Below are 12,287 nucleotides of genomic sequence, written 5' to 3' on the forward strand. Positions count from 1 at the left end.
TCTTCATTTACCGCAGACACTAGTAGAATCGTAGAAAAACACTGTCATATCTCTAAACGATTAAAAAACGAAATCAAATCAAAAATAAGTGAAACAGTATCTGAAACATATATCGCTAAAGAAACAAATGTTTCAGTTCATACTGTAAGACGTATCATAGATGATACAGCACGATTATTAACTATTAAACCATTACATGATTTACCTGAGCATTTGTGCTTTGATGAATTTAAATCCGTCAAATCTTCCGATAGTAATATGAGCTTTATTATTTGTGATAGTACTACACACAAACTGGTCGATGTTGTAAGAGATAGAAAATCTTACAGTTTGAAAAAGTATTTTCATCGTTTTGAGCTTAAGACTAGATTAAAAGTAAAAACTATCTCAATCGACATGTACTTACCGTACATTCAATTAATAAAAGAAATGTTTCCTAACGCTAAAATTATCATTGATCCTTTTCACATCGTACAAGCATTAAATAGAGAATTAAATCGAACTCGGGTACGTGTCATGAATAAGCATCGCTATAAAGACCCTAAATTATATCGAAAGTTAAAACATTATTGGAAGTTAATTTTAAAGAATCCTAATGAACTTCAGAACTATAAATATAATCGTTATAAACTTTTTGAAAGCTTCATAACAAGCAAAGGAATCGTAGATTATATCTTAGAAAATAATCCATCTCTTAAAAATGATTATGAGGTTGTACATTCACTTCGTGAATGTATTCAGGACAGAGATTATATAGAATTCAAGGGAACGATTGAAGCAGCTACACAATTAAACCTATCTCCTGGTTTAAAAAGGGTATTAAAGACTCTAATTACTTACTTGCCATATATTCAAAATACTTGTGAGCATCCAACTAGAACAAATGGCCCTATCGAAGGAATAAACAATAAAATAAAAGTACTCAAAAGGAATGCTTATGGCTTTAGAAACTATTACCATTTTAGGAACAGGATTATTTTAATAACAAAAATGTTTGGCCCAAAACAAAAAGGAATTAAGCAACAATTAGTTGCTTAATCCCTTCCTAAAATTCTTCATCAACACTATTTGACAAAGAGCCTTCTTTTTTAGTTATTTGATTCTTCTTGCAATTTTTTGATTTGCTCTTCCAATTGTTGGATGCGTGTTTCTTGCGCATCGATTTGTTCTTGCATTTGTGTAATCTGATCTTTGTAATTTTCTAGTGGTGTCTTCGTCGATTTCGAGAAACTACGATAAACGAATACGGACACAAATAGAATGATACCAGTAAGGATGATAAACACCCACGCTTGATTTCTTCTTAAATATCGATTAAAACTTCTTTGTAATTCATTTCCTTGTTCGCTCATCTGTATCACCTCTTATTTTCACAGTATACCATTTATTGCAAAATAACTCTAGGGAGCTGTCACAAGATGCGTCATCTCTTCTGTCATCTTGCCGACTATTCCTTCATCACAGACCACAATTAGAATGTCGCCACTACGGATAACCGTATCCCCACGAGCAATAATCTCTTTGGCGCCACGTCGAATGGTCGCAATGATCATTTCTTGCGGCCACTGAATATCTCGAATCGCTTTTTCAACTAGTGGACTATCCACCATCACAGGCACTTCGAAAGTTGTTCGCTCTCCTTTTGTATCCGTTGAATGTTCTTTATCTAAACGTTCTGCTAATACTTCATAGATTGGATCCATCTTCAAGAAGTCAGCCACGATATAAGCCACTAATGTACAAATTCCAAGCGGCATTAATTGGTTCAATCCACCGACCATTTCCGTTACAAGTAGTAAGGCTGTTAGAGGGGCTTTCCCAATCGCTGCAAAGTATCCTGCCATCGCGAAGAACACGAAGCTCACGCGTACGCTTGGGTCCACTCCTAAGAAATCAATTAAGAATTCTGCATAGGCTAATCCAAGAAGCGCACCTAGAGAAAGAATCGGCAAGAAGATTCCGCCAGGTAGTCCTGTTCCGTATGAAATCATCGAATAAACAAAACGAATGACGAAAAGTCCCACTAAAAATTGAACAGTGTGATTTTCCTTAACGAGTGTTAATACTAACTCGCCACCACCACCTAACACATGCGGATTCCACATGCCAAGAGGAATAATGAGCATAAAGGCAATGATACAGTAATTATATGGTGCCACTTTTGGGAAAAGCGTCTTGTAAATCTTTGGCAAGGCTAAAGTGAGACGATGATACGCTAACCCGAAAATCGCAAGGACGATACCGAGTAAAACAACGTACCCATAATATTCCATCGGGAAGCGTTGGTCATTCCCAAGGTTTAATGATGGATGGACTCCAAATACATTTAATGAAATAAAGTTAGCCACAATCGCTGCTGTTAGAGTCGTCACCGCAACAAGCGGACTAAATGTATGATGAACTTCTTCTAAGACGAACATGAGTCCTGCAATCGGTGCATTAAACGCCGCCGCTAGTCCGGCACCTGCTCCACTGGAAATAAACACATTTTTCTGAACGCGATTGGCCTTAAATGTTTCTGCCACCCCTTGACCTACCGAAGCTCCCAACTGGATGGATGGGCCTTCTCGTCCAAGCAATAGCCCTGAACCAATAGAAATCGCTCCACCGACGAATTTCTTCCAGCAGACAGACCACCAATTCATATCCATTTTCCCTTGAAGTTGCAATTCTACTTGCGGAATCCCACTCCCTTTAATATCGGGGTCGCTTTTCACAATTTGTCCTAAAATAACCCCCATTACAAGGCTAAAGAGAATCCATGCCGGAATCCATTGCGGTTGTTCTCTTAAAAACGAATAGACGGTCACTACTTGTTCTAAAATAAAACCAATCATATATCTAAATAAACTAACCGCACTTCCCGCCAGGACACCAATCAAAGCGCCAATAGCAATATACCCTGATTTGCGATATCTTCTAGGGTTCAACTGACTCCAAAATTCCACTTGCACTCATCCTTTACGATTTATTCTCTTTCATTATAACAAAGTCTGTCCATAAAAAAAGGAAGAAATGAAAATTCTTTCACTTCTTCCATTATTTTATTCACCTTGTAAGTCTGCTTCGTCAAGGGCATTCATTAATCGGAATAATTCTTCCTCTGTTAATGCTGCTTTTTCCTCTTTTGCAAAATCGCGGACGATTTCACCACGATGCATGACAATAAGTCGGTTTCCAAAATGAATCGCGTCAGATAGATTGTGTGTAATCATAAGCGCGGTTAAGTTCTTTTCTTCGATGGTTTCTTGTGTTTTCTGCATAATCTTGCGCTGTGTTTTCGGGTCAAGCGCTGCTGTATGTTCGTCTAAAAGTAATAGCTGAGGAGCGTTCATCGTTGCCATGAGGAGTGAAATGGCTTGACGTTGTCCTCCTGATAATAGTCCGATTTCTGTATGAAGACGGTCTTCTAAGCCAAGTCCTAGGGGGGCTAGTAAGGCCTCGAATTGTTGCAACTCTTCTTTTGACGACGTTTTAAACAGGCTACGTTTTTGACCACGACGATTTGCCAAAGCTAAGTTTTCAGCCACTGTCATACGAGGAGCCGTTCCTTGCATTGGGTCTTGGAAAACACGGCTAATGTAGGCCGCACGTTCAAAGTCTGCAGTCTGTTCGATTTGATGGCCACCAAACGAGATTGTTCCTTCGTCTAAAGCAAAGTTACCGGCAATCGCGTTTAGGAAAGTTGATTTCCCAGCACCATTTCCGCCGACAATCGTAATGAAGTCACCTTCTTGAATCGATAAGCTGACGTTTTTTAGTGCCTTATGCTCATGTGAAGTTCCAGGGAAAAATGTTTTTGATAAGTGTTGAATTTCAATACTCATTTAGTTTTCCCCCTTTCTATGACGTGTGCTTTTTTGCTGAATCCAGCTCTTTATTTGTGGCACTGTTAAACAGAATGCAATTAGTGCTGCTGAGATGAGTTTGAAGTCGTTTGCTTGGAAGACATTGAGTAACAACACAAGCATTAATAGTAAACGGTAAATAATAGATCCGTAAAGGATGCAGACAAGACGTCCAACGAATGATTCGTCAGCGAAAATCACTTCACCGATAATAATCGCAGCTAGAGCAATTACAATCGTTCCAAGACCTGAGTTTACGTCTGCGTATCCATTGTTTTGCGCTAGAATTGCCCCGGCTAGGGCGATGAGTGCGTTTGAGAGCATCAAGCCAAATACCGTCATCTTACGCGTGTTAATTCCAAGCGCGCGTGCCATCTTTTCGTTGTCCCCTGTCGCAATCAGTGCTTGTCCAAATTCTGTTTTGAAGAAGCAATACATGAGGAAAATTAAAATCCCAATCACGACAAGACCCATAATGATAATGTCAAAATACTTTGGTAAGCCTAGTTTTGAAAAGACACTAAAAATCGTATCTTGTCCAAGAAGTGTAATATTCGCTTTCCCCATCACACGTAAGTTGATGGATAAAAGAGACGTCATTGTTAAAATCCCTGCTAATAAACTTGGAATTTTACAAACGGTCATAAGGAACGCTGTGACTCCACCAGCAAGCGCTCCTGCAATCATCGCCACAAGCGTTGCTAAAAATGGGTTCACCCCTTGTTGAATCAAAATCACACAAGTCGCAGCCCCAAGAGGAAAGCTCCCCTCGGTCGTCATATCTGCAATATTTAAAATTCGAAAACTAATGAATAACCCGAGAGATAATACGCCCCATAGTATCCCTTGAGAAATCGAAGAAATTACTAAATCCATTTCGAAAAAAATCCTCCTCTGAAACGATCAATATGACGTTTAAGTCATATTGTGTATGAATCATCCCCTCTTAGAGTTGTTATCATATCAACGTTTCTAAACTATCTTATTTATTTGTTGGTGTTACTTTTTGTGCATCTTTTAAGATACTTTCTGGAATTGTAATGCCTAATTTTTTCGCTTTTTCTTCGTTGACATAAACAACACCTTTGTTTGCTAATGTGATTGGTGTATCGGCTGGGTTTGCACCTTTTAATACTTTTACAACTACTTTAGCTGTTTCTACACCGATTTGGTATTGGTCAACACCTACACCTAATACTCCACCGTCAGCAACCATTGTATCAGCTGAAGGGAATACTGGCACTTTAACTGCATCTGTTACTTGAGTTACTGTTGCCATTGCACTTGCAATTGTGTTATCGATTGGAACGAAGATGGCATCTACTTGGCTTGCTAAGCTTTCAGTTACTTGTTGAATGTCGTTTGTGTTTGCAATCGTCGATACTTTAACTTCTAAACCTAATTCTTTTGCGTATTTTTCAGCTTCTTCGGCTTGTTTTACAGAGTTATCTTCGCTTGAAGTGTAAAGGATACCGACTTTCTTCATGTTCGGAAGAACTTGTTTCATAATTTCTAATTGTTGTTTGATTGGTGTACGGTCACTAACACCTGTGATGTTGTTTCCTGGTTTTGATTCACTTGCGATTAAACCAGCTTCAACTGGATAAGTAATCCCACCCATGATAATTGGTGTTTCTTTTGTATTGTTCGCTAACGCTAATGTGGCAGGAGTTGTAATCCCTACTAAAATGTTGTTTCCACCTGAAACTAATTTTTCAGACATGCTTGCTAAGTTACTTTGGTCACCTTGCGCGTTTTGAAGATCGATTTCTAAGTTTTTACCAACTTCATATCCTTCGTTCTTCAATTCGTCTTGTAACCCTTTATAAATCGCATCTAAGGCTGGGTGGCTAAGTAATTGTAATACCCCTACTTTAACAGTTTCTGTTTGCGTAGACGCTGTGTTAGTTGCGTTTCTTTCTTTATTTTTATCTCCTGATTGATTGAAGAATAATGCTCCAATGACTACTAATACTAATAATGCTCCGAATAAATAAATGCTTTTGTTCTTTTTCATGATGAATTCCTCCAAAAATTAAATAGTTGTTCGCAAACTCAATTAAAAAAGAGACTACGTATGTTACTACGAGTCTCTCATACAAATAGAAAGACCACGTCAGCTCTAGTCTATAGATCTACGTGGTCGAGTTTGCTTTATAATTGAAATCCACATAGATACAAGTTCACGTCAATGAAGGTTGTATCTATATGTACAAAAGTACGTTAAGAACAACCTGTATCTAGTGGCTTTGCCAACGCGTATTTAATTCTAATACGATACTTAAGTGTGCCATGTTCTTAACTCCTTTTCTAGTGATGTGTTCATTATGAACTCATTTGTCTTCAATGTCAACTACTTTTTTCAAAAAAAAATTGTTTTTTCAGTGTGTATTTTCATTTTCACAAAAATGCTGTGCTTTCGCGAACAATCTCCTGATATTAATTGTACTCACTATGAAACTATGCTATGATATCAAAGGAAATTAATAAAATATTTTTTCACAAAGGAGAGCGAAAATGAAAAAAGGTCTTTTAGCTAGTTTAGCTATTTCATCAGTTCTATTATTAGCTGCTTGCGGAAATAATAGTTCTAAAACGTCAACTACAGCTCAAGAAACAACAACTGCTGAAGCTGTAGCAAGTGCATCTGCTCAAAAATATGCAGATCCTTCAACATTAAAAGATAGCTATGATGTTATCATCGTAGGTTCTGGGGGTGCTGGTCTATCAGCTGCCATCCAAGCTAAAGAAGCTGGTATGAACCCTGTTATCTTAGAGAAAATGCCAACTGCCGGAGGAAATACAACTAAATCTTCAGCTGGTATGAACGCATCTCAAACTAAATTCCAAGAAAAAGAAGGAATTAAAGACTCTAACGATAAATTCTACGAAGAATCACTAAAAGGTGGTAAAGGTACAAATAATCCTGAATTATTACGTTACTTAGTAGACCACTCAGCAAGTGCGATTGACTGGTTAGATTCAATGGGGATCACACTTAGCAACTTAACAACTACTGGTGGTATGAGCGAAAAACGTACTCACCGTCCAGCAGATGGTTCAGCTGTAGGGGAATATTTAGTGAACGGCTTATTACGTAATGTATCTGAACGTGAAATTCCTTTATTCGTAAATGCAGACGTAACTAAAGTAAACGAAAAAGACGGTAAAGTTACTGGTGTTAACGTTACAATCGACGGCAAAGAAAAAACAATTTCTGCTAAAGCTGTTGTTTTAACAACTGGTGGTTTCGGTGCCAACATGGAAATGGTAACTGAATACAACCCTGCTTTAAACGGATTCGTTACAACAAACCAAAAAGGTTCAACTGGTGACGGTATTCAATTAGCAAAAGAATTAGGCGCTGCTACTGTAGACATGAAAGAAATTCAAATTCACCCAACTGTAGAACAATCAACTTCAACATTGATTTCTGAATCAGTTCGTGGTGAAGGTGCTATCCTTGTGAACCAAGAAGGTAAACGTTTCTACAACGAAATGGAAACTCGTGATAAAGTATCACAACAAATCATTGGATTAAAAGAAAAATATGCTTACTTAATCTTCGATTCAGCTTTAACTGAACGTGCAAAAGCTGTTAAATTCTATGAAAAACGTGGATTAGTGAAGAAAGCTGACACAATTGAAGCTCTTGCAAAAGAAATTGATGTTCCAGCAGACACTTTAAAAGCAACACTAGAAACATGGAACAAAGCTGTTGCGGATAAGAACGATGCTGAATTTGGTCGTAAAACAGCAATGGATCATGACTTATCAAAAGGACCATACTATGCTATTAAAATCGCACCTGGTATCCACCACACAATGGGCGGTTTGAAGATCAACACAAACACACAAGTTCTTAAAGAAGATGGTTCTGTAATCAAAGGCTTATACGCAGCTGGTGAGGTTACAGGTGGAATCCACGGTGCAAACCGTATCGGTGGTAACGCTGTTGCCGACATCATCATCTTTGGACGTCAAGCAGGTGCGCAATCTGCTGCTTACGCAAAAGAAAACTAATTAATTTCCAATAAACCAAAAAGAAAACTCTGAAGTCTCGGCTTCAGAGTTTTCTTTTTGGTTTATTTTAACGGGCCCTAGTCCTCATCCTTAATATCAATATCTTCCGGAATCGGTTCGTCCAAGTACTTTTGATATTCTTCCAAAAGATGTTCCCGTTGTTTTAAGAAGAAGTCGAACTGCGCGCTGTTTAACAGTAACTCGCCATCCACTTCCACCGTCTTCACTTGTTTCGTTTGGATTAAATGCATGAGATATCCTAAGTCGATTTCCAGATTTTCTGCAGTTTGTTGTACGGTATAATACATCCTTTCCCTCCAATAAAAAAGCTACCCTAAACGAATGGTCTAAGGCAGCCAACATTTTCAATTATGCTAAAGCTTCAACGAGGCTTTGCGCGAAAGCTTGGATATTGACGATATCATCTGCTTCAGCGTTCAAGTCTACTAAGACATTTTCAGCACCTTTTTTGGCACCTGTTTTTGCAAATTGCGCATCAAAATCTAATACTGATTGGCAGAACTTATCGTAGAAAGTATCCCCTGAGCCAAGCGCTCCGTATACTTTTCCTGTTAAATCTTCTTCTTCTAACTCTTCATAGAAGTCAACGATTTCATCAGGTAAGTCGCCATCTGTTCCGTAAGTATAAGTTGCGACAACATTAATATCATAATTATGGAATTCGCTTGCTTGCGCTGAAGTACATTCTTTCATGTCCACTTCCACGCCACGCTCTTCTAATGCTTCTGCTAAAATATCTGCAATCTCTTCTGTATTTCCTGTTAAACTAGCATATACGATCAATGCTGTTGCCATAATACCACTCTCTTTCTCATTCAATAAGAAGATTATAACAAATCCACCAAACGCCGTCTATTGTTTCTGATTAAAAATATAGGAGAGTCTACAGCAAACTCCACTTTCTCCCTGCGCCTATTCTCTCAAAGATATAAACTATATAAAAAGTGAGGAGCACTCATTAACTCCTTGCACTATTCCATTTCACAAAGGTGAATACGTAGTAAATCAATTCTTGGACCTTGCGAATTTTATCATCCGTAAAAATTAAAAAATTAATGAGGATCACTCATTAACTCTCTGCACCGCTCCATTTCACGAAGGCGAATACGTAGTAAATCAATTCTTGGACCTTACGGATTTTATCATCACCATAATAGGGAAAAATATTCAATGCGAACTAGTGGGAGTTGAAGCTTGCTTCCTACTCCCACTTTGAGGCTTGAAAGATGAGAGACGAAGACTCGAATCGGTATCCTATTATGGTAATGATAAAAATGATCCGTAAGGATCCTACAGAATTGATTTCCAGCACTATCCACCGAGTTTTAGGCATACTTTATCAATTGCACCCCATTTATAAAAGTTTTACTATAATAAACGAATTAATTTTTAGGAGATGACACCTTTGCCATTATCTGCAACCGAGCGCCTTAAGCAAGCTGAGCGCGGCGCCATCTTAAGTATCTGCACCTACATATTTTTATCTACTACAAAACTCATTGTCGGAAAGACCTTTAATTCGGAAGCACTCTTTGCCGATGGTTGGAATAACTTTACAGACGTAATTTCATCCATCCTAGTATTCATGGGATTACGCTTATCACAAAAGCCAAGCGATGAAAATCACCCATACGGTCACTGGAAATTCGAAACGATTGCCAGCCTTGCGACTTCATTTATTATGTTCTTTATCGGGATTGAAGTCGTCAGAAATGCCTTCCAAGCATTTCTTAACCCAGTAACAGAGGCTCCTTCACTCATTTCTTCCATCGTTGGATTCTTCTCAGGGGTTGTAATGATTGGCGTCTATTTCTACAATAAGAACCTAGCCGCACGTATTCAGTCTCTTGGTCTTAAAGCAACCGCCAAAGACAACTTAAGCGATGCGATGACGAGTTTCTTGACGGCCTTAGCGGTATTATTCGCTTCCCTCGGGCTACATTGGCTCGATAATATCATGGCCTTCGTAGTCGGTCTTTTAATTGTTCGCACAGCCTTTGAAGTGTTTATCGAAAGTGCATTTCAACTGACAGATGGATTCGACCAGACCGAATTGGATAATTATATCCCCGTTATCTTACGACATCCTGAAGTGAAAGATATTTGTGAAATTAAAGCGCGTCGATACGGATCAAATGTCTATATCGATTTAACCGTTTGTATGGATAAAGACCTATCCGTCTATAAGAGTCACCAAATTACTGAATTTATAGAAAAAGAACTCTATGATGAGTTTGCTATTTCCTTTATCGATATCCACGTAGAACCTTATCAATTCTAACTAAAAATCCCAATCACTGTTTGTAGTGATTGGGATTTTTGGTTATTTAATTGTATTAAAGTTTAAGTTGAAGGCTTGCTTCACAGTATCGCTCACTTCTCCAACTGGAGTCTTCGAAACAAATTTTCCTTTGATGCAATAACGGTTTGACGCATTATAGTCATCACAAGTAATTAACGTAATCTCTGTCACACCTGGTTGGTCGTTAATGACTTCTACTCGAGTAGGTTCAATCAATTCGACAGAAGTAGTTTCATACTCATAAACATACTCTAAATCAGTCGTATAAATTTTCTCTCCAACTTTAAGGTTTACAAGTGGTGAGAATAAAAGTGTCATGTCGCCAAAGTAATTATGGCTGGCAAGAGCGTAGTTTCCTTCACCCATCTTTTGAGTAGGTTTCATCGTTCCAGCACCTGATAATAACACTTCGTTGGCCAATCCTTTATAAATTGGTAAGTTTAACTTCACGCTCGGAATCGCAATTTGTCCAAGTGTTAAGAATTTTCCTTTGTCGAAATTCGCTTTTAATACTTTATCTAAATCAATCGCTTCAACCTTCGAAAAATCAAACTCTGCTTCCTCCGCCTCGTTGGCTTTTACTTCAGCTAAAGTAATGTTTGAAGCAGCTTCAATTTGTTGACTTTGCAAGCGAGAAAGCAAGAACGTACGAATCGGACCTGCCGCAAATAAGACCCCTGCAATAATAAATAAAATCGTTGCTAGGAAAATACGCCAGTTAAATTTCTTCTTTGGCTTCTTTGGTGTTTTTTGATTTCTTCTTTCTTCAATCTTTTCCATTTTCTATTCCCCTTTTTCTTTTGTACTCACAAGGATCCAATACCCTTTATCGAGTGCAATACGTTCGACATTCCCAAAAACCTCTTGCATTTTCTTTTGCGCACTCGGAGCCCCTTGTTTTTTCTGAATCACGATGACGAGTTGCCCTTCTTCTACTAAGTGGTCGTAAGCCTCTGCTAAAATGCGATGCACGACTTCTTTCCCGGCACGAATCGGCGGATTACTAATAATCACTGAATAATCCATCGCATGGACATTGTCATACGTATTGCTTTCGTAAATCGTCACATTCTGAATTCCATTCATTTTGGCATTCCTTTTTGCTAAGTCCATGGCACGTTCATTGACATCGACCATCTCCACAGACATCTGGGGATTTGCCTTTGCATAGGACAATCCCATTGGACCATAACCGCATCCAACATCTAGGAGTTTTCCTTTTGCAAGATGGGTTGGCACCTCATACGATTCAATCAGCAATTGGCTTCCAAAGTCAATCGTGTTTTTCGAGAACACTCCATTATCACTAGCAAATTGGAATGTGAATCCCTTTAAAACATAACTAAAATGTTTCTCTTGGCTCTTACTATTCGGTTGATTTGTATAATAGTGATTTTGATTCATGAGCGTCTCCTTTTCTATTGGTCTTTGTACATACTATCATAAATAGCCCTTTTTCCAAAACAAAAAAACCCGCTGTTTGGGAACAGCGGGAAAAGGTTAGGAGGGTTTACTAATAAAAAAATGTTGGGAGTTCATTTTTTTACTTGGGAGAAGTAAACCTTAGGTGTTTTATTGGGTATGGTTAAATTATATTGGTCATTTATGAAAAAGTTGTGAATTTAAAAAAATATTTATGTGAATTAATACTTTTTTTATATTTTCACATCGTCGTATTCAGTACTTTTTTCGAATAAAGAAACGATATAAGGACACGTTGCATGAATCTTTAAGTTTTCATCTCTTGCAAAGTCTGCTAATTTATCCACTAATTGACGTGCAACCCCTTGTCCGCGTAGGCTTGGATCCACAAATGTATGGTTTGCATCAATCACACCTTCTCCTTTTGGGATATACGTAATTTCTGCATCCATTTCTCCAGCTGCATTATAATGTCTAAACGCTTTTTCTTCTTTAATAAATTCCATTTGCAAATCCTCCTTTACAATTCTACCTATAGTATACGACTCTCTCTACGGGAATTCTAAGAAAGTGACTTAGCAACGAATAGTAACATTTGTTAAACTTATTTTGCAACGACCTCATTTTTTTGGTTGTGATATTCTGTTAACAGCTTAAAAAAATATGAACGG

The 12,287-nt window shown here is 38.1% G+C and carries 13 protein-coding genes; 3 read left to right on the forward strand and 10 right to left on the reverse strand.

Annotated features, from left to right (window positions below):
• On the forward strand, positions 1 to 1,038 hold a 1,038-nt coding region (locus tag O3798_RS05415), incomplete at its 5' end, for an ISL3 family transposase (RefSeq protein WP_371463835.1).
• Positions 1,039 to 1,088: 50 nt separating this feature from the next.
• Here O3798_RS05415 and O3798_RS05420 read toward each other — a convergent pair.
• From O3798_RS05420 to trpX, 5 genes are all read right to left on the reverse strand, one after another.
• Positions 1,089 to 1,352, reverse strand: a complete 264-nt coding sequence (locus O3798_RS05420; RefSeq protein ID WP_371463837.1) for a hypothetical protein — start codon at positions 1,350 to 1,352, stop codon at positions 1,089 to 1,091.
• Positions 1,353 to 1,400: 48 nt separating this feature from the next.
• Positions 1,401 to 2,948: a ClC family H(+)/Cl(-) exchange transporter gene (locus O3798_RS05425; protein WP_371463839.1), complete on the reverse strand. Its 1,548-nt coding sequence runs from the start codon at positions 2,946 to 2,948 to the stop codon at positions 1,401 to 1,403.
• Positions 2,949 to 3,044: 96 nt separating this feature from the next.
• On the reverse strand, positions 3,045 to 3,827 hold the full coding sequence (locus O3798_RS05430; RefSeq protein WP_371463841.1) for an ABC transporter ATP-binding protein: 783 nt from the start codon (positions 3,825 to 3,827) through the stop codon (positions 3,045 to 3,047).
• Positions 3,828 to 4,724 carry an ABC transporter permease gene (locus O3798_RS05435; protein WP_005606919.1) on the reverse strand — a complete coding sequence of 299 codons (897 nt, stop codon included), beginning with the start codon at positions 4,722 to 4,724 and terminating at the stop codon, positions 3,828 to 3,830.
• A gap of 106 nt (positions 4,725 to 4,830) precedes the next feature.
• Positions 4,831 to 5,865, reverse strand: a complete 1,035-nt coding sequence (trpX, locus tag O3798_RS05440) for a tryptophan ABC transporter substrate-binding protein (protein ID WP_371463845.1) — start codon at positions 5,863 to 5,865, stop codon at positions 4,831 to 4,833.
• Positions 5,866 to 6,365: 500 nt separating this feature from the next.
• On the opposite strand from trpX, the gene O3798_RS05445 reads away from it, so the two are divergent.
• A complete protein-coding gene (locus O3798_RS05445; protein WP_371463847.1) occupies positions 6,366 to 7,871 on the forward strand; it encodes a flavocytochrome c in 1,506 nt (501 codons plus the stop codon).
• A gap of 77 nt (positions 7,872 to 7,948) precedes the next feature.
• Here the strand turns inward: O3798_RS05445 and O3798_RS05450 are convergent, their stop codons facing one another.
• Together O3798_RS05450 and O3798_RS05455 are read right to left on the reverse strand one after the other, a co-directional pair.
• Positions 7,949 to 8,179 carry a hypothetical protein gene (locus tag O3798_RS05450; protein ID WP_371463849.1) on the reverse strand — a complete coding sequence of 77 codons (231 nt, stop codon included), beginning with the start codon at positions 8,177 to 8,179 and terminating at the stop codon, positions 7,949 to 7,951.
• A gap of 61 nt (positions 8,180 to 8,240) precedes the next feature.
• Positions 8,241 to 8,687 carry a flavodoxin gene (locus tag O3798_RS05455; RefSeq protein ID WP_371463850.1) on the reverse strand — a complete coding sequence of 149 codons (447 nt, stop codon included), beginning with the start codon at positions 8,685 to 8,687 and terminating at the stop codon, positions 8,241 to 8,243.
• Between the two features lie 601 nt (positions 8,688 to 9,288).
• Between O3798_RS05455 and O3798_RS05460 the strand changes: the two genes are divergently transcribed.
• Positions 9,289 to 10,173 (forward strand): cation diffusion facilitator family transporter, encoded by an 885-nt coding sequence (locus O3798_RS05460; RefSeq protein WP_371463851.1) that lies wholly within the window; start codon positions 9,289 to 9,291, stop codon positions 10,171 to 10,173.
• A gap of 42 nt (positions 10,174 to 10,215) precedes the next feature.
• Here O3798_RS05460 and O3798_RS05465 read toward each other — a convergent pair whose 3' ends face one another.
• The 3 genes from O3798_RS05465 to O3798_RS05475 form a co-directional block, all read right to left on the reverse strand.
• Positions 10,216 to 10,974: a class A sortase gene (locus O3798_RS05465; RefSeq protein WP_371463852.1), complete on the reverse strand. Its 759-nt coding sequence runs from the start codon at positions 10,972 to 10,974 to the stop codon at positions 10,216 to 10,218.
• 3 nt (positions 10,975 to 10,977) lie between these two features.
• Entirely contained in the window at positions 10,978 to 11,598 is a 621-nt protein-coding gene (locus O3798_RS05470) for a class I SAM-dependent methyltransferase (protein ID WP_371463853.1), read from the reverse strand.
• A 251-nt stretch (positions 11,599 to 11,849) separates the two neighbouring features.
• A complete protein-coding gene (locus tag O3798_RS05475) occupies positions 11,850 to 12,122 on the reverse strand; it encodes a GNAT family N-acetyltransferase (RefSeq protein WP_285252639.1) in 273 nt (90 codons plus the stop codon).
• Positions 12,123 to 12,287: the final 165 nt, after the last annotated feature.

It is taken from the genome of Granulicatella sp. 20925_1_45 (genome assembly GCF_041433555.1).
Taxonomy (GTDB): domain Bacteria; phylum Bacillota; class Bacilli; order Lactobacillales; family Aerococcaceae; genus Granulicatella.